General features: G+C 62.6%; 22 protein-coding genes and 3 pseudogenes. 4 read left to right on the forward strand and 21 right to left on the reverse strand.

Annotated elements, in window-relative coordinates; translation table 11 throughout:
* Window positions 1-81: 81 nt before the first annotated feature.
* The 7 genes from ACVWWD_RS29785 to ACVWWD_RS29815 all read right to left on the reverse strand — a co-directional run bounded on the left by ACVWWD_RS29785 (window position 82) and on the right by ACVWWD_RS29815 (window position 7,042).
* A complete protein-coding gene (locus ACVWWD_RS29785) occupies window positions 82-1,197 on the reverse strand; it encodes an ABC transporter substrate-binding protein (RefSeq protein WP_031248450.1) in 1,116 nt (371 codons plus the stop codon).
* Between the two features lie 65 nt (window positions 1,198-1,262).
* Window positions 1,263-2,198: an SMP-30/gluconolactonase/LRE family protein gene (locus ACVWWD_RS29790; RefSeq protein ID WP_023774720.1), complete on the reverse strand. Its 936-nt coding sequence runs from the start codon at window positions 2,196-2,198 to the stop codon at window positions 1,263-1,265.
* A 27-nt stretch (window positions 2,199-2,225) separates the two neighbouring features.
* On the reverse strand, window positions 2,226-3,281 hold the full coding sequence (locus tag ACVWWD_RS29795) for an ABC transporter permease (protein ID WP_023774721.1): 1,056 nt from the start codon (window positions 3,279-3,281) through the stop codon (window positions 2,226-2,228).
* Between the two features lie 19 nt (window positions 3,282-3,300).
* Window positions 3,301-4,797, reverse strand: a complete 1,497-nt coding sequence (locus ACVWWD_RS29800; protein ID WP_023774722.1) for a sugar ABC transporter ATP-binding protein — start codon at window positions 4,795-4,797, stop codon at window positions 3,301-3,303.
* An 80-nt stretch (window positions 4,798-4,877) separates the two neighbouring features.
* Window positions 4,878-5,762: an NAD(P)-dependent oxidoreductase gene (locus ACVWWD_RS29805; RefSeq protein WP_023774723.1), complete on the reverse strand. Its 885-nt coding sequence runs from the start codon at window positions 5,760-5,762 to the stop codon at window positions 4,878-4,880.
* 1 nt (window position 5,763) lies between these two features.
* A complete protein-coding gene (locus tag ACVWWD_RS29810; RefSeq protein ID WP_051410252.1) occupies window positions 5,764-6,336 on the reverse strand; it encodes a gluconokinase in 573 nt (190 codons plus the stop codon).
* A complete protein-coding gene (locus ACVWWD_RS29815) occupies window positions 6,305-7,042 on the reverse strand; it encodes an SDR family oxidoreductase (RefSeq protein WP_031241675.1) in 738 nt (245 codons plus the stop codon). The genes ACVWWD_RS29810 and ACVWWD_RS29815 overlap by 32 nt, the downstream gene beginning before the upstream one ends.
* Before the next feature lie 125 nt (window positions 7,043-7,167).
* Between ACVWWD_RS29815 and ACVWWD_RS29820 the strand changes: the two genes are divergently transcribed.
* Together ACVWWD_RS29820 and ACVWWD_RS29825 are read left to right on the forward strand one after the other, a co-directional pair.
* Window positions 7,168-8,136, forward strand: a complete 969-nt coding sequence (locus ACVWWD_RS29820; RefSeq protein ID WP_352596606.1) for a 2-hydroxyacid dehydrogenase — start codon at window positions 7,168-7,170, stop codon at window positions 8,134-8,136.
* 14 nt (window positions 8,137-8,150) lie between these two features.
* Window positions 8,151-9,185 (forward strand): L-idonate 5-dehydrogenase, encoded by a 1,035-nt coding sequence (locus tag ACVWWD_RS29825; RefSeq protein ID WP_023774727.1) that lies wholly within the window; start codon window positions 8,151-8,153, stop codon window positions 9,183-9,185.
* Between the two features lie 46 nt (window positions 9,186-9,231).
* Here the strand turns inward: ACVWWD_RS29825 and ACVWWD_RS29830 are convergent, their stop codons facing one another.
* The 10 genes and pseudogenes from ACVWWD_RS29830 to ACVWWD_RS29875 form a co-directional block, all read right to left on the reverse strand.
* Window positions 9,232-10,272: a LacI family DNA-binding transcriptional regulator gene (locus ACVWWD_RS29830; RefSeq protein WP_457103682.1), complete on the reverse strand. Its 1,041-nt coding sequence runs from the start codon at window positions 10,270-10,272 to the stop codon at window positions 9,232-9,234.
* A gap of 343 nt (window positions 10,273-10,615) precedes the next feature.
* Window positions 10,616-10,905: pseudogene (locus tag ACVWWD_RS29835) on the reverse strand (DUF4158 domain-containing protein); the annotation flags it as partial.
* Window positions 10,902-11,645, reverse strand: a complete 744-nt coding sequence (locus ACVWWD_RS29840; protein ID WP_352596609.1) for an ATP-binding cassette domain-containing protein — start codon at window positions 11,643-11,645, stop codon at window positions 10,902-10,904. The gene ACVWWD_RS29840 and the pseudogene ACVWWD_RS29835, both read right to left, overlap by 4 nt.
* Before the next feature lie 9 nt (window positions 11,646-11,654).
* Window positions 11,655-12,854, reverse strand: a complete 1,200-nt coding sequence (locus tag ACVWWD_RS29845) for an alanine racemase (RefSeq protein ID WP_352596611.1) — start codon at window positions 12,852-12,854, stop codon at window positions 11,655-11,657.
* Between the two features lie 12 nt (window positions 12,855-12,866).
* A complete protein-coding gene (locus tag ACVWWD_RS29850; RefSeq protein ID WP_023775182.1) occupies window positions 12,867-13,835 on the reverse strand; it encodes an ABC transporter permease in 969 nt (322 codons plus the stop codon).
* 34 nt (window positions 13,836-13,869) lie between these two features.
* Complete coding sequence (locus tag ACVWWD_RS29855; RefSeq protein ID WP_023775181.1) at window positions 13,870-14,931, reverse strand: substrate-binding domain-containing protein; 1,062 nt, start codon at window positions 14,929-14,931, stop codon at window positions 13,870-13,872.
* A 65-nt stretch (window positions 14,932-14,996) separates the two neighbouring features.
* On the reverse strand, window positions 14,997-16,058 hold the full coding sequence (locus tag ACVWWD_RS29860; RefSeq protein ID WP_023775180.1) for a substrate-binding domain-containing protein: 1,062 nt from the start codon (window positions 16,056-16,058) through the stop codon (window positions 14,997-14,999).
* Between the two features lie 32 nt (window positions 16,059-16,090).
* Window positions 16,091-17,356: a M20 family metallopeptidase gene (locus ACVWWD_RS29865; RefSeq protein WP_352732608.1), complete on the reverse strand. Its 1,266-nt coding sequence runs from the start codon at window positions 17,354-17,356 to the stop codon at window positions 16,091-16,093.
* Window positions 17,353-18,567: an ROK family transcriptional regulator gene (locus tag ACVWWD_RS29870; RefSeq protein WP_352732611.1), complete on the reverse strand. Its 1,215-nt coding sequence runs from the start codon at window positions 18,565-18,567 to the stop codon at window positions 17,353-17,355. Before ACVWWD_RS29870 ends, ACVWWD_RS29865 begins: the two co-directional genes overlap by 4 nt.
* Before the next feature lie 453 nt (window positions 18,568-19,020).
* Complete coding sequence (locus ACVWWD_RS29875) at window positions 19,021-19,338, reverse strand: hypothetical protein (protein ID WP_457103683.1); 318 nt, start codon at window positions 19,336-19,338, stop codon at window positions 19,021-19,023.
* Between the two features lie 386 nt (window positions 19,339-19,724).
* Between ACVWWD_RS29875 and ACVWWD_RS29880 the strand changes: the two genes are divergently transcribed.
* The gene (locus ACVWWD_RS29880; RefSeq protein ID WP_023775177.1) at window positions 19,725-20,045 is read left to right on the forward strand and encodes a hypothetical protein; all 321 of its coding nucleotides are present in this window, start codon (window positions 19,725-19,727) and stop codon (window positions 20,043-20,045) included.
* Between the two features lie 69 nt (window positions 20,046-20,114).
* Window positions 20,115-20,998, forward strand: a pseudogene (locus ACVWWD_RS29885) (IS110 family RNA-guided transposase).
* Here the strand turns inward: ACVWWD_RS29885 and ACVWWD_RS29890 are convergent.
* The 4 genes and pseudogenes from ACVWWD_RS29890 to ACVWWD_RS29905 form a co-directional block, all read right to left on the reverse strand.
* Window positions 20,994-21,485: pseudogene (locus tag ACVWWD_RS29890) on the reverse strand (IS256 family transposase); the annotation flags it as partial. The pseudogenes ACVWWD_RS29885 and ACVWWD_RS29890 sit on opposite strands and share 5 nt — an antisense overlap.
* A 141-nt stretch (window positions 21,486-21,626) precedes the next feature.
* The gene (locus ACVWWD_RS29895) at window positions 21,627-22,655 is read right to left on the reverse strand and encodes a chemotaxis protein CheB (RefSeq protein WP_023775171.1); all 1,029 of its coding nucleotides are present in this window, start codon (window positions 22,653-22,655) and stop codon (window positions 21,627-21,629) included.
* 1,156 nt (window positions 22,656-23,811) lie between these two features.
* Window positions 23,812-24,549: an SDR family NAD(P)-dependent oxidoreductase gene (locus tag ACVWWD_RS29900; RefSeq protein ID WP_023775168.1), complete on the reverse strand. Its 738-nt coding sequence runs from the start codon at window positions 24,547-24,549 to the stop codon at window positions 23,812-23,814.
* On the reverse strand, window positions 24,536-25,882 hold the full coding sequence (locus tag ACVWWD_RS29905; protein ID WP_352732614.1) for a family 1 glycosylhydrolase: 1,347 nt from the start codon (window positions 25,880-25,882) through the stop codon (window positions 24,536-24,538). The genes ACVWWD_RS29900 and ACVWWD_RS29905 overlap by 14 nt, the downstream gene beginning before the upstream one ends.
* Window positions 25,883-26,627: the final 745 nt, after the last annotated feature.

Here is a 26,627-nt window from a genome sequence, read left to right on the forward strand (position 1 = left end):
TTGGAGATCCGCCTTTGCGAACCAATGTCGCGGATGCCGGCTTGCGGGCGCATCGCGTGATGCGCCCGCGTTGGAGAATGCCTATTTGCCCCAGATTTTCTTGTACCCGTCGCGGTAGCCGTTGCCGGGGTCGAACGCGTTCTTCGGGCCGCCGTCGAACTCGACATTGTCGGCCGTCACCACATGCAGTGGCGACTGATAGCCCGACCATTTTTCTCCGGCGATGGCGCGGTTCAATTCGTCGACCAGTTGCCAGCCCTGCAGGTTGAGCGGCTCGGCCACCGTCACCTTCTGGAACTGGCCGGCGCGAATGCGCTGATAGGCCGATTCCGAACCGTCGCCGGCGGCGACATTGATCGGTGCGTCGGTGCCGGCTTTGCCGGCCGCGGCAAGTGAAGGGCCCATGAAGTCGAAATAGAGATCGTTGATCGCCAGCGAATGCGTCCAGGCATCGCCGTATTTCTGCAAGAGCGAGGTGGTGAGCTGCGGCATGCGCTGCGAAGTCTCGGCGATCGGCGTGTCGACATATTCGAGCACCTTGCCGCCCAGCCGCTCGATCTCCGCCTTCATCTTGTCGGCCTTGGCGATGGCGATGGCGTAGGTCGAATCGGTGAAGATGACGACGCCGGGTTTGCCCTTGGCATCGGCATAGGCCCAGTCGGCCGCAGCCGTCGAGACCTGCATGGCGTCGGTCGAGACGTTGGCGAAGACGCCGCTTTTTTCGTCGGGGCCGATCACCGGTCCGGCATGCCAGGAAACCAGCGGGATGCCGGCGGCCTTAGCCTGTTCCAGCGCCGGCGCCTGCTCGACAGCGTCAAAGCCGTTGATGACGATGCCATTCGGCTTCAGCGCCATCGCCTGGCCGAAGGCTGCGGTGCGGCCGCCGATCGAACCGGCGCCGTCAATCACCTTGACCTGCCAGCCGATCGCCTTGGCCGCTTCCTCGACGCCGGTGGTGACGCCGAGAATGCCGCCATTCTTGAGATCGCCGGCGAGCACGACGATCGTCTTGCCCGGCTGCGCCTTCGGACCGGTGGTCGGGCCGTCCCAGGCCGTGACTTTCTGCGCATATTTTTCGACTACCGCCATGGCGTCGGCCATCGCGTCCGCCCGTGCCTGGCCGGCGAACAGGACCGGAGCAGCGATGGTCATGGCCATCAAGGCGACGGATGATTTTAGAAATGTTCTGCGTTGCATGTTGGTACCTCCCTTGGTTTCAAAAAAATAGTCTGGTCTTCCGGAACTCGACTTCGGGCGCCAGGTCACTGACTGACATGCCCAGCCACCGGGCCCAAACCGGCTGGATGCGCGTTGACATAGATGGAATAAAGCGACGTCTGCGCGGTGATGTAGAGCCGGTTGCGCTTCGGACCGCCGAAGCACAAATTGGAGACGATTTCGGGGACCAGGATGCGCCCGATCAGCGTCCCGTCCGGCGCGTAGACGCGAACCGCATCGGCACTGGAGGCCCAGATGTTGCCATCGCGATCGACGCGGAACCCGTCGAAAAATCCTGCCTCGCATTCGGCGAGCGTGCCGTGCGACCGCAGCGAGCGTCCGTCCACGGCGACATCATAGGTCTTGATCGCCCGCGGCAGGCCCTGAACATGGCTTGCGCCGGTATCCGACACAAAGAGGATGCTCTCGTCGGGTGAAAAGGCCAGCCCGTTCGGCTGCACCAGATCGGTAATGACGGCTGCCACGTCGCCGGTTACTTCGTCGAATCGGTAAACATGGGACGCGCCGATCTCCGGCCGAGCAATCATGCCTTCATAGTGGCTGTCGATGCCGTAGACCGGGTCGGTGAACCAGATCGTCCCATCGGATTTGACCACCACATCGTTCGGCGAATTGAACCGCTTGCCATTGATGGCTTCGACAAGCGGCTGCCAGCGCCCGTCATGCTCGAGCCGGGAGATGCGCCGGCCACGATGTTCGCAGGCGACGACGCGGCCTTCGCCATCAAGCGTGTGGCCGTTCTGGTTGTTGCAAGGGGTTTCGAAGACACTGACCGAGCCGTCGCTCTCGTCGTAGCGCAACAACCGGTCGTCAGGGATATCCGACCACAGCAAATGCTTTGCTGAGGGAACGTAGACCGGCCCCTCCGCCCAGCGGCTGCCGGTCCACAGCCGTTCGAGCTTGGCATGCCCGATCGTCAGCTTTCGGAAGCGGTCGTCCAGAATCTCGTAGTCGCTCATGTCATGGACCCGGGATGGTTCGGCTGGTCAGTTCGAGGACTGCGCCACGGTCTTGGTCCTGGCCCGGAGCGCGGCGCCGCGCTTGCGCTGGGCGTAGCCGGCGATGCCGATGGCGACGAGCAGCGTCACGCCGTTGAACAGCGGTTCGACGAAGAACGAGCCGCCGAACTGCTGGATGCCGGAAATGCCGACCGCCAGGATGACGACGCCCGTCATCGTGCCCCAGACATTGACGCGTCCCGGCTTGATGGTGGTCGACCCGAGAAAGGCACCGACCAGGGCCGGCAGCAGATATTCCAACCCGACGCTGGCCTGGCCGATGCGCAGCTTGGAGGCAAGCAGCACGCCTGTCAGCGCCGTCAGGAAACCCGATGAGATGAAGGCGCCGATGACGAAGCGGCGCACCGGAATGCCGTTCAGCGCCGCGGCCTTCGGATTGGCGCCGATAGCATAGACGTAGCGCCCGATCGGCAGATATTCGAGGATGGTCCACAGCGCGACGGCAATCGCCAAAACATAGAGGCCGGTGATCGGCAGCCCGAACACCATCGTGCCATTGAGCGCGTAGAACCCGTTCGGCAGCACGCCGACAACCTGCCGGCCGCCAGTGTGCCATAGCGCCAGCGCGTAGAGCATTGTGCCAGTGCCGAGCGTGGCGATGAACGAGTCGATACGGGCGATTTCGACCAGCAGTCCGTTGAGGAAGCCGGTCGCAGCACCCAGAAGCAGCACGATGATCACCGCCAGCGGCCACGGAACGCCGAACATGGTCTGCAGGCTGATGGCGAGGATGTGCCACAGCACGATGCCGTAGCCGACGGTGAGGTCGATGCGCCCGGACGCCATCGGGATCATCGCCGCCAGCGACAGCAGCGCGATGATCGCCTTGTCGGATATGATCGAGCGCAAATTGAGCAGCGTCGGAAAGGTGTTCGGCAGCAGGATCGAAAACAAAAGGATCAGCAGCGCCGTCAGGATCACCAACCCGTAGACCGGCAGCAGCCGGGTGATCTTCTGCCCCAACGATAAACCCGCCATTTCGCCGCGGGTCGGTTCGAGTGCGCTGGATTCGATCGATTGCATGGGTTCGCTCCCAGAAAAATCAGGCGGCTTCGGAAGCCGATGCCGCGGTAATCACGGCGGATGTGGTCAGGTTGTCGCCGGTGAGTTCGCGCACGATCTGTCCGCGCGAAAACACCAGGGCGCGGTGGCAGATATGGGCAATCTCCTCGAAATCGGTCGACACCACGACAACGGCGAGGCCGGCTTCAAGCGCGCGGCCGATCAGCCGATAGATCTCGGCCTTGGCGCCGACATCGACGCCGGCGGTCGGATCTTCTGCGATCAGCAATGTACGCCCGGTGTGGAGCCATCGGCCGACGACCACCTTCTGCTGGTTGCCGCCAGACAGGGCCTCGATCGGCAGGTTCGGATCGTTGGGGCGCAAACCAACCGAGGCACCGATGGCTTGAGCGAGTGCTGCTTCCTTGTGCGTCGCCAAGAAGGAAAACAGGCTGCGCTTGCCGGCGCCGGGATTGAGGAAACTGTTTTCGCGGATCGACAAGGAGGCCGCGATCGATTCCTCCGTCCGGTCGCGTGCGATGAGGCCGACGCCGGCCGACATCGCAGCGATCGGGCTCGACAGATCGGGCGTAACGCCATTGATCGTCACCGAGCCGGAAAAGGCCTGGCAACCGAACAGCGTCCGGCCGACCAGCTCCTGCCCGGCGCCACGCAGTCCGACCAGGCCGAGCAACTCGCCCTTGCGCACGTCGAACGACACCGGGCCGGCTCCGGCGCAGACCAGGTCACGGACAGTGCAGACCGTCTGGCCGGCCTGCGTCTGAGCCTTGCTGAAAACCTGGCTGACCGGACGGCCGACGATCATCTCGACCAGCTCGTCGGGTCTGGTGTCGGCGACCTTCTTCTCCCCGACCAGCCTGCCATCGCGCAGCACGGCGACGCGGTCGGCGATGCGGAAAATCTCGTCGAGGCGGTGCGAGACATAGATCATGCCGACGCCGCGTTGCTTGAGCGGACGGATGGCGTCGAACAGGCGGTCGACCTCGTCGGCCGGTAGGCTGGCGGTCGGCTCATCGAGCACCAGCACATCGGCCTCGGTGGCAAGGGCGCGGGCGATGGCGACCAGCGATTTCTCGGTGCGGGTCAGATCCTGAACGCGGGTCGTCGGATCGAAATCGCAACCGACCAGCTTCAGCGCCTCGTGCGCCCGCTTTTCGGTGGAGCGCCAGTCGATGAGGCCAGAGCGCAGCGAAAATCCCTGGGCGAGACCGACATTTTCGCCGACGGTCATCCATTCGATCAGACCGAGATCCTGGTGAATGAAGGCGACGGACTGGCGCTGGTTCGGCCGCGGCGGGCGGTGGTGATAGGGCTCGCCGCGAAACAGGATGCTGCCGCCATCGGGGCGGTAGATGCCGGCCAGCGTCTTGATCAGCGTCGACTTGCCGGCGCCATTCTCGCCGAGCAGTGCCAGGATCTCGCCGTTGTGCAGATCGAGCGACACGTCGGAGAGCGCGCGGGTGCCGCCGAACTCCTTCGTAATCGACTTGAACTCGATCAGTTTTTCTTCAGTCACGGAGCGTTCCTCCCGAGATCGCCAGAGAATGTTATCGATAACATTTCTGAGCGTCAAGCGACAATATCAGGCATCGAAGCTTAGCTGGTCTTGCCGTCGAGCAGGCGCATCATTTCGGCCGAATCCCTTGGCCCCAGTCCAGCGGCGCAGAGCAGGCGGTGGATCTCGACCACTTGCCCGGTCATCGGCATCGGCGTCTTGGTTTTCAGCGCAAAGGCCTGCAGCGAATCCAGGTCCTTCAGCATGTTGTCGATGCGACCGGTGGCTGAAAAATCGCGAGCGGCGAATTTTGCCATGAACTCCTGCATGATGCTGGAATCGGCACGCCCGCCCTTGAGTGCGGCCGGAATTGCCTTCGGATCGACGCCGCCGGCTTCGGCGAGTTTCACCGCCTCGGCAACGGCCTGGAACAGCACCGCACAGAACAGCTGGTTGATCAACTTGGTCGTCTGCCCTGCCCCGCTCGGCCCCATCAGCGTGTAGTTGGCGCAGAGATGTTGCATCACCGTGCGTGCGCGTTCGAAATCTGCGGCGTCACCGCCCGCCATGACCGTCAGCCGGCCGGCCAGCGCGCCGGGAACGCCGCCCGACAGCGGGCAGTCGAGCCATTTCATCCCGGTCTCGGCCGCGAGCTTCTTCGCCATTTGCGCAGTGTCGGCCGGGTCGATCGACGACATGTCGATCAGCAGTTTGTCGGATGATGCCGCGGCCGCGACACCGGCATCGCCGAACACCCCCGAACGCACGATATCGGCATGGTTGAGACTGAGGATGACGAAGTCGTTCGCTCGTGTTGCCTCGGCGACCGACGCCACGGCAGCCGCGCCCTTCGCGGTCAGCGCGGCGACCTTGGCCTTGTCCAGATCGAACACCGTGACCGCCTGCCTGGCCTCGATCAGGCGGGTGGCGATTGCCGACCCCATGATGCCGGCGCCGACAACGGCGACTTTTGCAGCTTGCATCATCTTAACGAGCCTCTTTCCTTGATCTGGCGGTGGCGATCCCAAAGGCGCCCAGCCCTTGCAATGTGGCATCGGCAATCCTGTCGATGGGGGCGTCGATGTCCACTGTAACCACCAGCTTTTCGTCGCCAGGATGTTCCAGCGCCGCGAACTGGCTGTCGAGCAGCGCCGGCGGGAAGAAGTGGTCGCGACGCGCGGCGAGCCTGGCTTGCAGCAGCGAGCGTGATCCGTCCAGGAATACAAAAAACAGCGGCCCGCCCGCCACATGGCGAAGTCGATCGCGATAGGACTTCTTCAACGCCGAGCAAGAGACGACGAGCCCGCGGCCCTCCTCACGCGCCTGGCGCAAGGCCGCGCCGACCAGGTCCAGCCACGGCCAGCGATCGTCGTCGGCAAGCGGTATGCCCGCCGACATTTTTTCGACATTGCCGCGCGGATGCAGCGTATCGCCTTCGACGAAGGCGATACCAAGCCGCGCGGCGATCTCGACGCCAACTTCGGTCTTGCCGCAGCCACTGACGCCCATCACGACAATGAGCGCGGGTTCAAAGACAGGTCGTGATGCCACCGTCGACATAGAGCGTGTGTCCATTGACAAAGGATGAGGCCGGTCCGGCCAGAAACACCGCCGCCCCGACCAGTTCGCCGACGTCGCCCCAGCGTCCTGCTGGCGTGCGGTTGGTCAGCCAGGCTGAAAATTCGGGATTGTCAACCAGCGCCTGGTTGAGCGGCGTCTTGAAGTAGCCCGGCGCGATGGAATTGATCTGCAAGCCATGCTTGGCCCAGTCGGCGCACATGCCGCGCGTCAGGTTGCGCACCGCGCCTTTCGTGGCCGTATAGGGCGCGATGTTGGTCCGCGCCAGCTCGCTTTGCACCGAGGCGATGTTGATGATCTTGCCGCGCTTGCGCGGGATCATGTGCCGCGCCACCGCTTGCCCGACAAAGAACACGCTGGAGATGTTGGTGCGCAGCAATTCGTCCCATTTGTCAGCGGGAAAATCCTCAAGCGGCATGCGGAACTGCATGCCGGCATTGTTGATGAGGATGTCGATGGCGCCGATCGTCGCCTCGATCTCGGCAACGCCATTGGCCACCGCCGCGTGATCGGTGACGTCGAAGGCTGCGCTATGGGCCTTGTATCCCTTCGCCGCCAGCGCATCCGCGGCTGCTTTGACCTTTTCGCCGCTGCGGCCGTTGAGCACGATTTCGGCGCCGTGCTGCGCCAGCCCCTCCGCCAAGGCCAGCCCGATGCCCTGCCCCGAACCGGTGACCAGCGCCCGCATGCCGGTCAAATCGAACAACGAACTGCTCACGTGCTCCTCCCGAGGAATTTCCCTGAAGCGGGATACGATTTCCGCCGCGCCGCCGTCAGTGCCTATTGACATGAATGTTATCGATAACATAGTCAATGGAAAAATGCAGTTGCGCGGGAGACGATGCCGTGACCGACATATTGATGACCGGTCCCTATCCGGACTGGGACATGGCAGACCTCGAAGTCAAATATCGCGTCCACAAGCTTTGGCAGGCTGACGACAAGGGCGCACTGATCTCAAGCCATGCCGGCGCTATCCGCGCCATTGCGACGCGCGGCGAGCTTGGCGCCAGTGCCGCGCTGATGGCGAAACTGCCGATGCTCGAAATCGTCTCCTGCTACGGCATGGGCACCGACGCCATCGACCTTGTCTACGCCAGGGGAAACGGCATCCGCGTCACCAACACCCCCGACGTGCTGACCGAGGATGTGGCCGATATCGGCATCGGCCTGCTGCTCGCCGTGGCGCGCCAGATTCCTCAGGCCGATGCCTATGTGCGCGATGGCAGCTGGCGTCAGGCCAACATGCCGCTGGTGACGCGCGTTTACGGAAAAAGGCTGGGCATTGTCGGCATGGGCCGCATCGGCAAGGCCATGGCCCGGCGCGCGGCTGCCTTCGACTGCGAGATCGCCTATTTCAGCACCCGCAAACACGACGACCTGCCTTACGACTTCGTCAGCGATCTGGTTGAGATGGCACGCCAGAGTGAGTTCCTGATCGTGACCCTGGCCGGTGGCGAAGGCACCAAGAACATCGTCGATGCACAGGTTCTGGCAGCGCTCGGGCCGGACGGCATTTTGATCAACATATCGCGCGGCAGCACCGTCAACGAGACCGCGCTGCTTGCCGCGCTGGAATGCGGTGCGATCAAGGGCGCCGGGCTCGACGTGTTCTGGAACGAACCGAGGATCGACGAGCGCTTCGGAAAGCTCTCCAACGTTGTGCTGCAACCGCACCATGGCAGCGGCACGGTGGAGACCCGCAAGGCCATGGGTCAGCTGGTTCGCGACAATCTCGCGGCCCATTTCAGTGGGCAGACCTTGCTGACGCCGGTCGTCTGAGAAAGGATCACCTTATGAAGTCGATCGTCATCCACGCCGCAAAGGACCTGAGGATCGAAGAGACCGATCCAGGCGTCCTCGGCGATGGGCAGGTCGAAATCGCTGTCGAAGTCGGGGGCATCTGCGGCTCGGATCTGCACTACTACAACCATGGCGGCTTCGGCGCGATCCGCCTGCGCGAGCCGATGATCCTCGGCCACGAGGTTGCCGGCACGGTGAAGGCCATCGGCGGCGGCGTTTCCGCGCTTGCCATCGGCGACCGCGTCGCTGTCTCGCCCAGCCGCCCCTGCAATGCCTGCCGCTTCTGCCTGCAAGGAATGCAGAACCAGTGCCTGAACATGCGCTTCTACGGCAGCGCCATGCCGATGCCGCACATCCAGGGGGCGTTCCGCCAGCGCCTGGTCGCCGAGGCGTGGCAGTGCCACAGAATAGCTGACCATGTCTCCATCAACGAAGCCGCGTTCGCCGAGCCCTTTGCGGTGACGCTGCATGCCATGAACCGTGCTGGCTCGCTGCTTGGCAAGCGCGTTCTGGTTACCGGCTGCGGTCCGATCGGCGCGCTTTGCATCCTGGCAGCCAGAGCCCACGGCGCGCGTGAAATCGTCGCCACCGATGTCATGGACGGCGTGCTGACAAAGGCCCTGGAGATCGGCGCTGACCGCACGATCAATGTCGCGACCGACGTCGAAAAGCTCGCGGCCTACAATGTCGACAAGGGCAGTTTCGACGTCATGTTCGAAGCCTCCGGCAACGAACGCGCCATGCGGTCCGGCCTCGATGTCCTGAAGCCGCGCGGCGTGCTGATGCAGCTCGGCCTCGGCGGCGACGTGTCGATCCCGCAGAACCTGATCGTCGCCAAAGAGATCGAGATGCGCGGTAGCTTCCGCTTCCACGACGAGTTCGCGCTCGCCGTCGATCTGATCAACCGTCGCCGGGTGGATGTCAAACTGCTGCTGACCGGCATCTATCCTCTCGACGAGGCGGTTGCGGCTTTCGAGATCGCCGGTGACCGAAACAAGTCGATGAAGGTCCAGATCGCTTTCAATTAGAGCATGATCCGCAGAAGTGGGAACCGGTTTTCGGAACAGAAGACCCTCAGGTGCTTTCGCGCTCGACAACGCGATAGCCGGTCAGGACGATCTCTTGGCCGTGGCGTTTCTCGTCGCCGCGGATCACCTGGATCAATCTTCGGGTAGCCTGTTGCCCGATGCCGTAGCAGTCCACATTCACGGTGGTGATGCCGGGATAGCAGAAGGCGGCGACCTCATAGTCGCCGAAGCCGGCTATCGCGATGTCCTGCGGCACTCGCATGCCCCGGCGCTTGCATTCCATAAGCGCACCGAAGGCCGAAAGATCGGAGACGCAAAGCACGGCCTCGGTGTCCGGCCAGCGTTCCAGCATGCTGACGACAGCCTGGCCGCCCTGCTCGATGGAGATCGGCGGCACGCCGAAGGAAACGAGCCGGCCGGTCGGCAGGCCAAGTTCCTCGATGGCCCTGACGAAGCCTTCGCGCCGCTGGCTGCCGCGCGTGTCGCGCGAGGTCGTGCCGCCGATATAACCGAACTTCCGGTAGCCCTTTTTTGCGAGCGTCTTGACCAGCAGCCCCATCGCCTCTTCGTTAGAGAACCCGACCACCTGATCGATGGGCTTTGCCGGCAACTCCCAGGTTTCGACCACGGGAATGCCGGCGCTTTTCAGAAGGCTGCGGGCGCGGTCTGTATGCGCGCCGCCCGTCAGGATGATGCCTTCGGGCCGCCGGCGCAGCATCGCCTCGATCAGTTGTTCCTCCTTCTCGGCCGTATAGTCGGTGTAGCCGAGCAAGAGCTGGAGCCCAGTGCTTTCAAGCTCGTCCGTGATGCCGCGCGCCGTGTCGGCGAAGTTGGAATTGTTGATCGAAGGGACGATCGCGGCGACGAACCCCGTCTTGCGCGAGGACAGACTGCCGGCCGATTGGTCGAGCACGTAGCCGAGGTCGTCGACCGCCGCCATGATCTTTTCGCGCGTGGCCTTGGAAACCCGGCTGCCTTCCTTCAAGGCGCGCGACACCGTCATGGTCGACACACCGGCCCGCAGCGCCACGTCGACCATCGTCGGCGTGTGGCTTTCGCCCGGTCTCGATGCAGCTGCCTTGGCCATCACACTGCTCCACAGTACATCCCAGCCAATCTAACGTCCGCCAGACTTAGCGACTTGCGCCCCATGTTATCGATATCACCTAGCGATCACAAGAAGGTTTGGAGCCACTTCCCTTGGGAAACAGTCCAGCTTCGAAGCCTGCGGCTATGGCCTTTGTCGCGAAGTCCGGCAGCGGATCATCGCGCTTTCGTCCCCACACGACCTCTGGTATCGGCCGATTGGAAGGGCGCCAACCTTTTCGAATTGCTGATGGCGGTGCCGCATTGCAGCTTCGCCGTATTCGCCGCTACCTTGATATGGAGCATTTGCGCGAGCACAAGAAGGAGAGGCTGAGTGCATTGGCCGTTTCTTCACGGCGTGCATCGAGCGCAAACTTTCCAGCGTCGACGCCAATCTGCTCAGCAACGTACTTTAACATTGCGCGAGGCGGAGTTTCATCGGCCGCTAGACTAACACCCTGCCCGGATATCGCATCAGGCAGAGCTGAACGGCAAATCCGAGCTGATTGTGTTCTCGTCTGCGAAGTCCAATCTAAAACCTGTCAGCCGACAACAACGAATAGTGTCGGATGAGCGCTGCGTGAGGCACTTGGTGTTGCCCTGGCGGGAGGCTCTCAGAGATAGTTCCTGCTATTGCTGCTGCAGGCCAGTGATCATGGCAATGATCTCGTTCTTATCGGTCTTCGCGGTCTCGCGAATTCCAATCTGCTTGCCACGCCTCAGCACGCAGATGCGATCCGAGAGCTTGAAGACCTGGTCGAGGCTGTGGCTGATGATCAGGATGCCGACATTGCGCTGCTTCAGCGACTGGACGATAGCCTCCACCCGGGCGGTTTCGGCAACGCCCAGCGCCGCTGTCGGCTCATCCAGCAGGATCAGCTTGCTTGCCCAATGCGTGGCGCGCGCGATCGCAACGCCCTGGCGCTGGCCGCCGGAGAGATCACGAATAGTGGCGTGGGCGGAGGGGATGCGCACGTCCAGTTCCTTCACCAGTTTCTCGGTCTCGTCGATCATGCGGCGGCGGTCGAGCAGACCGAGGCGGTTCAGCGGCTCGCGGCCGAGGAACATGTTCATGTAGACCGTCTGCTGGTCGGCCAGCGCCAGGTCCTGGTAGACGACCTCGATTCCGTGCGAGCGCCCCATGGTGGCGTTCGACATCGTCACCGGTTTTCCTTCGATGATGATGGTGCCGGAAGAGGGCGGGTGGACGCCCGAGACGATCTTGACCAGCGTCGACTTGCCGGCGCCGTTGTCGCCGACAAGTGCAACGATCTCGCCCGGGAAAACCTGGAGCGAGAAGCTCTCGATCGCGGTGATGCCGCCGAAATTCTTGCGAATGTCCTGCAGCTGAAGGATGGGCGCGCTCAAGGTCATGTGTTTCTCCTAGACGGGCCAGGCATAGGGTTCACCGAACCCGTTCTCGATGGTTTCCACTTTCGGATTGCCCGTCGAAATGCCCGAGATGCCGACAATATGGGCGCGGGTGACGAAGGCCTGGCCACGGAAGCCGAACACGGCGCTGTCGCCAGGCTTTGGCGCGTTCGCGCCGGCGGCATCAATCATGGCGTAATAGTCGATCGCCGAGGGCGGCGGCACCTCAACGCTGCGCAGTGCCGAGCCTGCCGTCGTCGGCTCGGCCGAGACGATTGCCTTGACGTCATAGTCGGGGAAGATCGGGTCGATGTAGAAGCCGCCGCCAAGGCAATAGGCCTTGCCGCCCGAGAGATGCGAGACCTCGGTGAGATAGAGCACCGCCGGCAGCTCCGGCAAATCTTCCATGACATGCAGCGCCGTGGTGCCATGCAGTCCATTCCCGGGCTCGCACTGGGTCGCGCCAGCTTCGGCGAGTGCCGCCAGCATAACGCTCGAGGTGGTGCCCGGCGCGTTGATCTCGATGCCCTTGCGGCCTGTCTTGGCCAGCGCTTCGGCCGCGTTGGCGAGCGTCGCCAGATTGGGGGTCGGCAGCACTTTTCGCGAGGCATGGTCGAACAGCAAAGCAGGGAAAGTGGTGATGCCGGCGAAGCGGCCGCCGGCCAGTGCATCGAGGCGGTCGGCGACATCGACGATGTCGGCGGCGTCGAAGCCGCCTTCATGGCCGCGGTAGAAAATATCGCCTTCCGCCGATATGCGAGCCAGCAGCTCCTGCACATAGCCGGCCGCCTTGGCGCCTGCCGCAGCTTCCCCAGCCTTGGCATCGTTGAACACGGTCCAGTAGTCCGGCTTGAAGGTTTTCGCCGCAGCCGCCGCTTCGAATTTTGCGACCTGCTGGAGATGGCCGAGATGGCCAAGCTTCATGCCTGCGTTGTGGGTGGCGCGGGCGCAGGCCATGTCAACGGCGACCGCGCGGTCGATGCCGCCGCGCGTCACCGCCCGGCAGAACGACGAGGAGCGGCCGACCTGCTTGGTCATGGCGAAGATCTTCAGGCCGTTGCGGCTGGCTTCGTCCTTGAGAATCCGCGCATTGGCCTCAACCGTGTCTAGATCCAGCACATAAGCATTGGCCGGCAGCTTACCTTGCTGGTGCAACCGCATAGCTGCTTCAATGAAAGCGGGGTTGCGGCGGCGCAGAACGTCGAGAAACATGTATGGCTTCCTTCAGCGGGATTTTTCGCGCAGCGACACGGCGACGGCGGTCAGGATAATGAGGCCGCGCACGATCATCTGGTCGGAGACCGACAGGCCCATCAGGATCAGGCCGTTGTTGAGCATGCCCATCATCAGCGAGCCGACCAGCGCGCCGACCACGGATCCCTTGCCGCCATTGAGCAGCGTGCCGCCGACGATGACGGCGGCGATGACCGTCATCAGGTCGGTTTCGCCGAGCGTATATTTCGCCGCCTGCAGGCGACCGGCGTAGAGCAGGCCGGCAAGACCGGCCAGCCCGCCGCTGATGGCCAGCACGGCGAGCCTGATCCTGGGCACGCTAATGCCCGACACGCTTGCGGCGCGGGCATTGTCGCCGGTCGCCAGCACATGCGCGCCGAAACGGGTTTCGCGGAACACCAAGTGGCCGATGGTGACGGCAATTACCGACCACCAGACCAGCGAGGGGACACCGAGCAGCGAGCCGGAACCGAAGAAGCCGGTGAAGGCTTCATTGGTCACCGAGATCGAGCGCAGGTCTGTCATCGAACGGGAAACGCCGGCGAACAGGCCAAGCGTCGCCAGCGTCACCAGGAAGGAGGGCAGCCTGACATAGGCGACGAGGACGCCGTTGATGACGCCGATAAGCAGGCCGGCGCCGAGGCCGGCGACGATGCCTGCCGGCATGCCGTAAGCGTTGATGGTGACGGCGGCTGCAAGGGCCGCCACCGCCACGATCGAGCCGATCGACAAATCGATTTCGCCGGCCGACATGACGAAGACCAGGCCGATGGCCATGATCGTCACCGGCGTCGTCTGCAAAACGATGTTCGATAAATTGCGGACGGTGAGGAAGCCGCTGTCCCTCAGCACAATGGCGAAGAACAGGAAGATCGCCAGGAAACCGAGGTAGACGACATATTGCTGCAGATTGGAGCGGCTGGCAAAGCTGCTACCGGCACTGGTGTTGGCACTGGACATTTTATCCCTCCGGTGAGAGCGCTTCGCCTTGAGCCTATTTCATTGCTTCCGCGATGGCCGCTGGTACGTCCCTGTTGAGGGACTTCTTCCAACCGTCCTTCACCGTGTCCTTGGTGACGGCGATGGAATCAACGGCATAGAATGGCTCGGCCTTGTTGCCGACCAGCGAGCCTGCCGAGGCGCGCGCCAGCGTCACGCCGATGCTGTAGGCCTCGTCGGCGACAAGAGCCGCGATGTTGCCGCCCTTGACCATGTCGAGCGCGGCAGGCTCGTTGAGGTCGAGTGTTACGATCTTGGTGTGGCTATTGCCGGCGCCGCGCAAGGCCGAGAGCACGCTCAGCGCCGGTTCGGCCCAGGTGACATAGATGCCGTCTAGGTCCGGATGCTGGGTGATCATCGCCTGGGCAATGTCTTCGCTGCGCGCCGGGTCGGCCATGCCGGCCTCGGCCTCGATCTTCATATCAGGATAGTCCTGCTGGATGGTCTTCTTGAAGGCCTGGTCGCGCTGGTTGGTGACGTAGAAATCGGCATCGTGGAAGATGTAGCCGACCTTGCCCTTCTTGCCGAGCGCCTCGGCCATGGCGATGCCGGCCTTGTTGCCCATCTGGAAGAGATCGTCGGAAACGATGGTGACGTAATCCGTGCCCTGCTTGTAGCCGGCCGGGCAATTGTCGACGAAGCCGAGCTTGACGCCGGCGTGGCGGGCCGGATCGTAGACCGAAGCTGCGGTTGCCGGGTCGACGGGAAGCGACAGGATGATCGACGGCTTTTTGGCCATCACCGTCTCGACATCGGCCTTCTGTCGCGCGGCGTCGAAACCGGCATCGGTCTGCGCGACCACCTCGATGCCGAGGCGCTTGAACTCGTCATGGGCGCCGGCGTTGACGGCGTTGGTGTATTCGCTCATCTCGTGCCAGACGAGGGCGGCCGTAAACTTGCCGTCCTTGATCTGCTGCTCTTGCGCCTCCGTCAGCGTAAGACTTCTCGCTGGCACCGGCTTTTCACCATTCGGCCCTGTGGTGACCCCTTCAGCGGCGAAGGCGTGCATGGCAAACAGGCTCGCCACGGCAGTCATGATTACAGATGCTTTGCGCATGTCAGTTCCCTTTTTGTTGGGTCGAAGAAAAGCTCCGTGCGGCGGGCCGTACCGGAGCGAGAGCCTTACTTTGCTGCGTCGAGCACCGGCTGCGGCGCCTCGCGGTTGAGTGAGTCCTTCCAGCCCTGCGCGACATTCTCCTTGGTCACGGTCAGCGCCGGAGCGACGACGAAGGCTGGTGTCGGCTGGCCGAGCAGCGACTTCATGCCGGCAGCAGCCATGGCGCGGCCGAGTTCATAGGCTTTGTCGGCGACGAGTGCTGCGACATTGCCGCCCTTGACCATGTCGAGCGCCACCGGCTCGGCGAGGTCGAGCGTGACGATCTTCGTCTTGGTGTTGCCGGCGCCACGCAGCGCCGAAAGCACGCCGTCGGCCGGCTCGGCCCAGGTCACGTAGATGCCGTCGAGATCGGGATGCTGCAGCAGCATGGCATTGGCCAGTTCCTCGGCGCGGGCCGGATCGGAAATGCCCTGTTCGGCGACGATCTTGATATCAGGGTAGTCCTTCTCGATGGTGGTCTTGAAGGCCTTGTCGCGCTGGTTGGTGACGTAATAGCTGGCATCGTGGAAGATGTAGCCGACCTGGCCCTTGCCGCCGATGGCCTTGGCCATCGCATCTGCCGCCTGCTTGCCCATCTGGAATAGATCGTCGGTGACGATCGAGGCGTAGTCTGTGCCTTGCTTGTAGTCCTTGGGCAGGTTGGACAGGAACACCAGCTTGGTGCCGTCCTTGACCGCCTGTCGGAAAGCTTCGGCCGAGGTGGCCGGGTCGAGCGGCAGCGCCAGGATGACGTTCGGCTTGGCGGCCAAAGCCGTCTCGATGTCGCTGCGCTGGCGAGCAGCGTCGAACTGGGCATCCGTCTTCACCGCAATGGTGATGCCGGCGCGAGCGAACTCGTCGGTGGCGCCTGATGTCACCGCATTGGTGAAGTCGGAGGAGGTATGCCAGAGCAGCGCCGCCTTGTAGCCCTTGTCCTTGAGGGCGGCGATGTCGGCATCGCTCAGCGTCACGTCGGCGCTTGGCGTGGCGGCTTCGCCCTGCGGGCCGACCGTCTGCGCAACGACTGGGTTGGCGGCCAGCAACAGTCCGCCGGCAAAGACGGCGGCGATCAGTTTCTTCATCAGCATGTCAGTTCTCCCATTTTTGCTTCGGTGGTTGATCACTTGGCCACCCCGCAGTAGCGGGCCATGAAGGCGGCGAAGCCGACGATGCCGGCGAGATATTCCTCGACATCGACGTGCTCCTCGAATGTGTGGCAATTCCTGATATCACCCGGCGCGCAATAGACGGCGGGAATGCCGAGCCGGTTGACCAAGAACGGGGACTCCGACCAGAACGGCGCGCCCTCGATGCCGCCGCGTCCGCTCATCGCGCCGGCCATCGCATCCGACAGCAGGGCGACTTCGTTCCGGGTTTGGTCAATCTCGGCGGCGGTGCCGCCAAGCGAATGGTCGCGGCCGGCGGGATAGGCGAACTCGACCGATATCTCCGGATCGCTGATGGCGCCGCGCACGGCGGCCTCGATTTCGTCGGCGGCGGTGTCGAGGTCCTCGCCCGGCAGCAGCTTGCGGATCAGCGATAGCATGCAACGCTCGGGCACGGCGATATAGCCGCCCCCTGTCAGGCCCGTGATGAGCAGGAAGCCGCGCCCGACCAGTCTGTGCTCGGCGCGAGCGGCGATTTCGTCGGAGTGTTTCCACAGCGCCGTCATCGCGGCATGGCTGGCGCGAAGCGCATCCTTGCCGAGTTCCGGCACGCCGAAATAGGCGGACCTTCCCGTAATCGTGATGTCAGTGATGAAGAAACCGATCTGAGCCGCATAGACGGCAAGGCGGGTCGGTTCGACATAGACGGTGAAATCGGGGGCGGCGACCTCGCCTGCCTCGATGCGGCCGACGAAGTGCTTGATCCCGGCGGAAATGCCGGTGCCGGGCTGGCCGCTCTCCTCATCGCCGACGAAAGCAAAGGCGACGTCGCCCTTGAGGCGAATGCCGGCCTTGTCGAGCAGCGCGAGTGCAGCAAGCGAAGCAGTGATGCCGGCCTTGAGGTCGCCGGAGCCGCGGCCCCAGACAGCGCCGTCAATGATGGGGGCGGCGAACGGTTCCTCACGCTCGGTGCCTGCCCAATGCTCACGCCAGCCGTCGACATGGACGGTGTCGGTATGGCCGATGAACAGCAGGCGCTTGCCCCGGTCGGCTCCTTGGCCCGCGCCTTTGCGCTCGCCCCAGATGTTCGGCCGGCCGGAAAGGAATTCCGTCCTGGTCAGGCCGCTGAGGTCAAGATCGCGCATCCTGGCTTCGAGGAAGTCGACGACGTTGGCTTCGTTGCCGGTGATGCTCTCGCGGGCGATGGCACCGCGAAACAGCGTCAGCGCATCGTCACGGTCGAGCGCTGCCTGCAGCCGGGCGGTGATATCGTCAGTCATATCGCGGTCTCCTTCAGGGCGGCGGCCTGGGCAGGCGGCAGGGAAATCCGGCCATCCGGCGCGTCGACGCCGAAGAGCGTGTTGTGCAACTGGCCAAGCCCGATTGCCGCCGCGCCAATGAGGGCTGCGCGTGCGCCGAGTTCGCTCGCCTCGACCGTGACCGGATAGGGAAAGCATAGCGGCAGAAGCGCCTTCACCCTGGACAGCATTTCGGGCCGCAGCCCAATCGAGCCGCCAAGGATGATTTTTTCGGGATTGGCGATCGCCGCGATTGCCGCAACGCCTTGCGCCAGGTGCCGGGCAGTTTCATCGAGCACGGCGAGCGCGTCCTTGTCGCCACGCGCGGCATTCTCGAATATTGCCGGCACGGAGACCTGCCTGCCGGTGAGGGCGTGGTAGCGATCAGTCATGGCGTGGGTGGCCACGGCGCGTTCGAAGGCGCCGGTGCGCAGCGATTCCTCCGCGAAGGCATCAGCACCAATGGGCATGAAGCCGATCTCGCCAGCGGCGTGCGCAGCACCCCGCACCAGATGGCCGCCCAGCATCAGCCCGCTGCCGACGCCGGTGCCGAGCGCGATATAGGCGAGATTGTCGATGCCCTGGCCCCGACCGAGCCAGTTCTCGCCAAGCACCGCAAGATTGACGTCGTTTTCGATCATCACCGCGACGCCGAGCGCCTTTTCGAAGGCATCCAGCACATTCATCGTCGCGAAGCCGGCAATGTTCGGCGCCAATAGAATGCGGCCGGTAGCCGGGTCCGGAGCGCCAGGCGCGCCGATGACGGCGAGGCGTATCTTCTTGCGCGCGACGCGCTGTCTGGCGGCGGCATCGAAGACCAGCGCTGCAATCTGATCGACGACGAACTGGCCACCGCGCGGATCGGTCGGCGTGGCGGCTTCGGCAAAGATCTGGCAGGCAAGGTCGGTCAGCGCGACCCGCACCTTGGTGCCGCCAAGGTCGACGGCGATGATATAGGCAGCGTCGTGTACCAGTTCGTAGGTGACGGCGGTGCGCCCGACATGGCCGCTGGTACGGCCGGTTTCCTGGACCCAGCCTTCCTGCTCGAGCCCACGCATGATTTCAGAGATGGTCTGCTTCGACAGGCCTGTCAGCTTGGCTATCGAGGCGCGCGAGATCGGCCCGCCCTGGACGATCGCTTCCATCACGGAGCGCTGTGAGAACTGACGGGATATGCGCGGCAGGTCGGTCACATCGAACTCCGGTTAATTCGTTCTATGACCGAACTTATATTCAAAATTGGAGTTGTCAATGTACGCGTAATTTCAGACAGTAACGAGCCGCCCCATGAAATGCCACGCTGCCCGAGCAAGATCCACGCCGAAACACGGTGCTCGGCAAGACGTTCGAAAAGGACGCCCCTGCTCTTCCCGAGCTCTGCTGCCACGGCCTTCCATGCACCAAGCCGCCCAGCATTCGGAATGGCGACTCTGGCCAATGCCTGCGCATCTCCCGACCAGGGATGCAACCGCATGATCGCGGCCTCCCATCGGGTTGCACCCGCATCCGCTGCCTCGCGTGCCGCCTTGGTTTCCCCAATGTGCCCGCTGGCCCTTGCTGTCGACAAAGCCGAAAGCAGCCTCGCCCTGGCAGGCTCAGGCAGTGCCCGTTCTTCGCCGACCCGCTCGCGTGCCGCCTGAAGCGCATCAGCAGCTGCCGCGGCCTCCTCGCGCGCAACGTGCACGTTTGTAACGATCCCGGATCGCTGCTCGACCATTGCGCGTACAGCGCCAACGCTTGCAGCAGGCAAGAGCAGATTGGCAGGGTGTGGCTCGGAGGACCTTTCCCAGGGCGGCAAGGCAGGTCGCCACGGCATTGTCGAGGATTTGCAGCTCGGTCCTGCGACTTGGCAGGTCGAGGCCGGCCGAGACGTGGCGCACCTTGCGGTCGGCCAGGCCGCGAACCCGTCCGGACATCGCAAGGATCACCGCGTCCACAACGACCGAGACGATTTTCGTCGTCACCCGCTCGAGCTCGTCCCCCTCGCGGGTAGCCGCGTTCTCAGACTGCGTCGGTCTCGATCATGTCCGCGACGCTGCCCGTCCAGGTCCGTAACCGTTTGCCTCAGTTTCAAATTTGCCGCGCGAACGCTATTGTCGCGCCGCGTGCCAAACTTTCCTACATGCTTTAGCGAAAGCTTGGAGAGAAGACCCGTATCGGACCGCGCCCGAGAATTGTTCGACAGTTACGTGACTAACAGCCTCAACCATCCTGACCTTCAAGGGATCGGGATCATGTCGCATGTATTCAACCTTACCGCTGCTGCAATTGACGCGCATATCCCAACGGCTGAGATTATCGCTGAAGTTGGCCCGCTTGCCCGGGCACTGTCTTTAAGGACGATCCAGGTATGCCCACCGGACCCAAAGGCCCCAAGCGACCCGCTGACGTGATCGGCAACGTTGTCAACCTAATGCGACGGGCGAGGAAGACGACAACGATCATTGAAAATATGGCCGGCAAGTATCTGGACCATCTTTTGGAATGCCCCTATTGCCGCATTATCCGACTGCAGATTCCCAAAGACGCCCAACCTAGCACGCCGATCAATTGCGTCGGTTGCGGCGAGTATCTTGGCACATGGGATGAGCTACAGACCGACTTCGCACGTCAGGGCGGACAGAACGGCGCGTTTCGTCTCGAAAAGGGGCGCATCAAGAAGCTCGATTGAGGCTGGCTGGCAAATTTCAAACATGGGGTAATCGCGGGAGCGAGTCGCCCTAAGGCCGGAAGCCGTCACATGATTGCAGAGCGGGTGGTGTTCGAGACCGGACCCTTGTCGGTGTGGTTCTATCATGCCTTGAGCGCCGAAGGACTTCCGGCGATCTGCATCGACGCCGGGCATGCCAAGTCCGCGCTGGACATGACACCGTACAAAACGGACGCCAACGATGCCGACGGCTTGGCGCATCTGGCCGAGGTCGGCTTCTACCGCGAGGTGCGGGTGAAGGGCTATGACAGCATGCTGAGCCGCACGCTGGTGGCCGCGCGGAGCCGGCTGGTTAAGATCACGACCGAGCTCTCCAACCAGATCCGCGGGCTCATGAAGACGTTCGGGCTGATCATTCCGCGAAGCAAGAGCGGCAAGTTCGAAGCCGACGTCCGGCGCCTGCTGGCCGATCAGGAAGAGCTTGGCCGGATTGTCCTGCCACTTCTCGAAGCTTGGCTCAGCATGCGCGCCCGCGCTGCTGAACTCGGACAGCAGCTCGTCGCCAACGCCCGGCACAATGACGCATGCCAGCTATTGATATCGATCCCCGGCGACGGCACCATCACTGCGACTTCATTCATCGGTGCCATCGAGGATCCATCGAATTTCAAGACATCGCGCGCTGTCGGAGCGTGGCTGGGCTTGACAACCCGAGCTATCAATCCGGCGAAGTCGATTATGATGGTCATATCTCGCGGCGTGGGGATCCTCATCTGAGAGGGCTTGAGGCCGCAGTCGTGATCCTGACGCGCAGCCGGGCTGACAGCAGTCTGCGCACATGGGGGCTGAAGCTGCGTGACAAGATAGGCTTCAAGCGGGCAGCTGTCGCTGTCGCCCGCAAGCTCGCTGTCATCATGCATGCGATGCTGAAATCCGGTCAGTTGTTCAATCGGGAAGAAGCCGCCATGGCTTGATCTCGCCGTTGAGACGCTCGATCGGATTCGTCGAGTGGATCTTGGCGCGATGTTCCTTCGGGAAGGTCATGTAGGCCAGCACGTCGGGCTCGGCGTCGTCCATGATTATCGCCAGCTTCGTCACCTTCGGCCGGATCTGGTCGGCAACGGCGCGCCATTGTACGGACGCGGCCTCGGGCGTCTCCTAGGGGAAGGCGGTGGCGATGAAGGCCGAAACGACACGGCGGCCGCTCTTGCCGGCGTGGGCCAGCACGTTTCTGATGAAGTGGACGCGGCAACGCTGCCATGTCGCCGACAGAACCTTGGTGACGGCGCTCTTTAGACCCTCGTGCGCGTCAGAGACGACGATCGCCCCGCGCAGGCCGCGGCGTGTCAGCTTGCGCAGGAACTCCGTCCAGATCGGCTCGGCCTCCGACGTGCCAATCTCCATGCCCAGGACCTCGCGCCGGTTGTCCGCGTGCACGCCAACCGCGACGATGACGGCGATTAGCTGGCCCAGAGCCTCGGAAAAAAACGGCGCGGCGAGACCAGCACGACATTGTCATCGCATCCTTCCGGTCGTTGATGGTAGCCCACCCGGCAGCCCGAATTCAAAGCGGTCGCCATGGGCGCCAGTTGTTGGTCAGACTTAACTCGTGGTAAGCGCGTGGCTGTGGCCCATCTCCAAAGCCAATGCTGCTCCAGGGCGCATTACCGCTGTTCTGAGAACCGTCGCCTGTTCGCGCAGCTCCCCCGAGCGCTGCTCGTACTCTCTCGCGCTGTAGGTTTGTCCGGCCTGGGTGGCTTGCACAGCCATCTTTTCAAGAAGCACAACACGCTCCTCTATAATCCGTAGCGCAGTGCGGATCGCTTCGTCGACGGACGGCTCCTGTTCTTCGGCCAGGACCTCGGCAGTGAATGCATGGCCAACCTGGCACCGAAAGCGGAGAGGAGGACCGCTGCGCATTTGAGACAAGACGCCGCCGCACGAAGGGCAGGATATTGGCGTGACATCGGCGATGGTGGAAATCGTGGAGGAATCGGATCGTCTCCCCAGCGCGATGCGAACCTCCAGCTCCAGATCAGCGGGCACCTCGAACGAGGTATCGACGTCCTGCGTAACGAGCTCCGTTAGCACCGTCGCGAGATCGGCTGCTGATCCACGATAATCGACGTCCGTCCCGTAGAGCGCGCCAAGCGGCATATCGGAAGCTTTTGAGTCGGCCGGATTTTGTACCGCGGTTGCTCCGCCACACCGCGCGATTGCCGCTAGGCCAGCCGCCCCGTCGTTTAGAAGCCCACTGAGAATGACCCCTACCGCCCGCGGGCCATAGGAGATTGCGACTGATCGCAACAAAGGATCAACCGCAGGACGGGCCAAGTTCTCGCGAGGGCCCTTGCCCAGCCTGATTACCCCATCGACGACGATCAGATGATGGTCAGCTGCCGCAACGTAGACATGGCCCTGCTCCAGCAAATCGCCATCCACGGCGGTGGTGACTGGAAGCCGCGAGTTGGGCTCAAACATTGCTGCCAAGTGGTTTAGCCCCCGTGCACCAACATGGATGACCATCAGCACGGCAGCAGGGAAGTCGTCAGGCAGCCCCGCGAGGAGATCCTTCGCAGCTTCGATCGCGCCCATCGAACCGCCGATCGCGATGATGTCTCGCTTCGTCATATACAGTCCTGCTCCTGTGCGGTTGGACCCGCAACGCGGGAGTCTCGCGATAGCGGCTGACGCTTCTTCAGCTTCGCCGTTCCTCACAAAAAAGTCCAACTCTTCGCTCGCAACGTTTTCACTTGACCGATCAGACGCGGCCGGCTCGCGTTTGTCGTCGCCCTTAATCGGTGTGGGGACCTTTCGTCTGGCCGACCATCTTCGCCAGTTCTGAAAACAATGGGACGTCGGTTTCGCCTTGCGAATGCTTCGCCATCAGCAGGAGCCGGATGGGAAAGGAAATGGCGTCACGGTTGGCTGGCAACATATCGGCGAAGGTTCGCTCCTCGTTCGTTATTGATTTTCCGCTTTCCTCAGCGCAGTGTCGATGTCGTCAATCGATAGCAGGCGCTATGAACCAGCACATTGTTGATTGATGCGATCGCCATCATCCACCCTTCCAGCTGCAGATTAGCGACGTTCATAGCCGACCTCTTTTTGCCCGGCGGGTTTTCCGACTGATGGATCTTAGTCGTCACAGCTGGGCGACTCTGCGATAATCTTCATCACCAGACATCCTGCGACCCTCCGTTAGTCGAGGAAAACATCCGGCTGCGCCGCGAGTTCCGTGACCTCGGACGATATCTCCGTGGCATTGGGAATGCGTGCCGCCACTGCGTGCAGCAGGTTTGGGTGAGGCACCGCGGGCGACCTCGTGGCTGAGCGGGAGGAAGCCGGAAGGCGGAGTTCGCCTACCGCGAATTTCTTGCCGCCGAGCAGAGGCGTCGCTCGGAGGAACACCGTCGACCTGACGAACAGTCGGTTCGAGAGAGGGAGGAGCATGTCGGCCAAACAATGAAAGGCGTTAGCTCTCAAGGCGACAACTCGCCCGCATTTTCTGGGAGCGTACAATCCGCGGGATTTCTATAATCAAGGCATGGCCATAATCATTTGACACCAGCTTCAGGTTGAGCCGATACACACGTCGCCCGGCGGACCTTTGCTATCGAATAGGCAGCCATAGTTCCTGTAAGGGGTGTACCTCGCATCCAATCCTCTCGCGATTTTCTATCCACATTGCCGGACGAGTGAACCGGGAGCCGACGCCGTATAGCGGCGCCGTTTAGGCGAAAATCTACCTTAAACAGCCTCGCTCCATGAAAATCAGACAGCACGTCTAGAGCCGCGCCAACCGGCCGCCATCCACGTTGAGCGCCGCGCCGTTGACAAAGGCGGCGTCGTCTGAAGCCAGGAAAGCGGCGGCCGCGGCAATCTGCTCCGGCTTGCCGACATCTTCCGGGCTGATGGTTTCGACGCCGGACTTGATGTTCGGATTTTCCCAAAGCATCGGTGTGTCGATGGCCCCTGGCAGGATAGCATTGGCGCGTATGCCACGCGCCCGGCCTTCGATCGCGGTGGACCGGGTGAGCGACAGCAGCGCGGCTTTCGCCGCTGCGTAGGGGGCGACATGCGGCGTCGTTTCGAGCGCGTGCACGCTCGAGATGTTCACGATCGACCCGCCATGGGTCATGTGCGCGAATGCCTCACGCGTGAAATGGACTGCCCCCAGCAAGTCCACACTCAGCACCTTCAGCCAGTCCGCGCTGGTGAACGCCTCGAGGGGCTTGAACATTATCAGGCCGGCGTTGTTGACGACGATGTCCAACCTGCCAAATCGCGCGAGCGCCAATCGACAGCACTGCCCGACGGCAATCTCGTCTGAAACGTCGCAAACTGAGACGGCGGTGTCCGGCGCGCCGGCTTTTCGGACTGCCTGTGCGGCCGCCTGCGCACTGCCTCCATCCAGGTCGGCGATGGTAACCCGGGCGCCTTCGGCGCCCAAGCGGGTCGCGATGGCCAGCCCAATGCCGCTTGCGGCGCCAGTCACAATCGCGCTCTTGTCAGCCAGGCGCATCGGGTTTCACCTTGTCCTTGGAGGGTTCCAGCGGTTCGGCCCCAGCTTCGGCGATCCGGTCCACATGCAAAAGGCCCCGCGCATAGTCCTGCTGCGCGCGAACACTTGGGTCGTCCTGCTCGGACGGCAAAAAGACGGGCAAAGCGAGGCAGACACTTTGGGTGGCGAGTAGCTTGTTCCAGTTGGCGATGAGCGCCTTGTATGCGGTTCCCACCGCCCTGGGGTTGCGATCCAGGTCATAGAGGCCGACCGCATTGACCCTTCCGTTGTTCTCGCGCAGGGCGCTATCCCAGTCCACCTGATCGGTGAGCGAGTACCAAGTGAAGCCCACGATAGGTATGCCGTCGTTGCGGATCCTAAGCACGTTGGCCCACTCCTTCCACAACCAGTAAACGGCTTCGTCCCCGTTCGGCCCTTCCCGGATGTTTGTCTCTGTATGCATCACAGGCAGGCGATAACGGTTGAAATACTGGCGCGTAATCTCGTCATAGCCGAACACCTCGCCGGAAGCCGACGTGGTCCCGTCCGCCCAGACCCGGTGCTCGTTGGTCTGGTAATAGTCGGTGCCCATCACCCAATGCCTGCGCAAATGGTTTTCCAGGAAGAAGCTGTACTCCTGCGCGGTCATCCCGTTTTCGAGCAGGTAGCGATAAGTGCGCGCGTCGACGTCATGCCCGTAATTGAGGTCGAGCGATAGGAAGCGCTGGCTATTGAAACGCTCCGCCTTGCCGATGGCCTCGGGGGAGTCGGCGTGGAAGTATTCCGAGGATTCGCTTTGAATGAAGATAGCGTCGGGCCTCACTTGCAGGATTGCCCGCATCGCCACCACGTTGCCCTTCACGATATGCTTGAGGGCGCTGACGAAGGCGGTATCGGTGCTCAGTTGCTCGTTCCACCAACCCCAGCGCGCTGAAAAGGTGGCGCAGATGAACATCTCATTGACGGGCGTGTAGAGCTGGATCCAAGGAAAGCGGGTCGCGAAGTCGTGCGCGTAACGTTCAAACAGCAGCGGAAAATCCGGGTTCTGGAAATTGCCCACCCAGTCTGGAACGCCGAAATGGCAGAGGTCGACGATCGGAAGAACATCCCTGGCCTTCAGGTCAGCGAAGGTCTCATCGGCGAAGGTCCAGTCGTAGTGTCCGTCGCCCAGCCAGGTCTTGTGAATTGGAGGCCCGTAGCGGAGAAAGCGAAGACCCAGTTCCTGGAGCAGTTCGAAGTCGGTGCGCCATTGCTGGTAGAAGCGACATTTCTCCATTTCGTCGACCCGCTCCCGTCCTCCCCTGATCGTGGGAGCGCTGTTTTCAATGCCGGTAGCAAAGACGAAATTGAACATGAAGGGACCTAGGCCAGCCAAGCTGCTAACGTCCAGCTTGCAGCGCAGTTCCGGCTAATCGGCCGCCCCAAACCCTAACCGTGTCGGCCGGAGGACGAGCGGACCGCTGGCGGATCATCGAAGCTGACCTGTGGGATCGCGGCTCAGCTGTCACCCGCCGCGGTAATGGTTGTGGAAGACGAATTGTTCATTCGCATTGACATCGCAGACACCCTCCGGGGCTTCCCTGGCCTCGAAGTCATCGAGGCAAGCACGGCCGTCGAAGCCTGGAGCTACCTGAGGTCGAATGGCCCGCTAGATGTTCTGTATACCGATCACCGGATGCCGGGTTCAATGACCGGGTCCCAGCTGGCGGTAATAGTGCAGCGAGAATATCCGGAGTGACGAAGGATCGTCCATCACTGGGAAGCCAAACGAAGGGAGAACTCAAAAGTGTTGGGTCCAAGTCATCTGCATTGAAGGGGCTGGAAATGGACGAGAGCTTAAAGCCGGACCACCAAGGCGCACCACAAGGGGAATGGGGGGACTTAAGCTTTTCGTTGCCCGCCGCGCGGCTCAACATGTGGGCACCCGATGCCGCCACTAAGTTACTCGCTCGTTTGGCCTTTGCGCACTATGTCCTAGCCTTCGGGCGTTTAGCCCAAGCAGGTCGCCACCCCGGAAGGTGTGATGGGTGCTCCCCGAAAAGTTTCGTCTTCATGGTGACAATTTCCGCGACCGCTTCGCGAGCCACTCCACTTCCCCC

The organism is Mesorhizobium sp. URHB0026 (assembly GCF_054059755.1).